This window comes from Pelagicoccus sp. SDUM812002 (assembly GCF_031127835.1).
In the GTDB taxonomy this organism is placed as follows: Bacteria; Verrucomicrobiota; Verrucomicrobiia; order Opitutales; family Opitutaceae; genus Pelagicoccus.
Map to the genome: position 1 here is coordinate 1 of NZ_JARXHX010000128.1, position 487 is coordinate 487.

The following is a 487-nucleotide window of genomic DNA, read 5'->3' on the forward strand; positions in this document are numbered from 1 at the left end:
AGGTTTTCTCCAGTTTGTCGTAGCGAGTGCCGATTCTCCTGTACCGTTTTATTCTAGCGAAGAAGTTTTCAACCCGATGCCTGGTTCTTCCAACACCCTTGAGATATTCGATTTTACGCTTCCGGTTGTGTCGCGGAGGTATCACGGCGATGCCGCCACAGTCCTCGACATAGCAACGAATCGCGTCGCTGTCGTAGGCCTTGTCGGCGAGGAGGAAGCTTCCATTCACAAGACCTCGGATCGTATCGACTGCGCTGATACTGTCATGCTCGTTGCCGCAGACCAGCCGCATGCTCAAGGGCAGTCCGACCACGTTCACAGCGGCGGAGATCTTCGTGTTGCAACCGCCCTTGGTCTTTCCAAGCTTCTGTTCTTCAACGGAAAGAGGATGCTTCGAAGCGTCCTGATGGGCCTTCACATGCGACGCGTCAAGCATGACCGAAATCGAGAAATCGCGATAGCGGCAAGAGATTCGTTCGAGAATCCA

1 protein-coding gene is annotated in these 487 nt (G+C 53.8%); it reads right to left on the reverse strand.

Annotated elements, in window-relative coordinates; translation table 11 throughout:
* Positions 1-436, reverse strand: a 436-nt coding sequence (locus tag QEH53_RS24590) for an IS5 family transposase (protein WP_369426460.1), incomplete at its 3' end; no start/stop codon positions are given.
* Positions 437-487 lie beyond the last annotated feature (51 nt).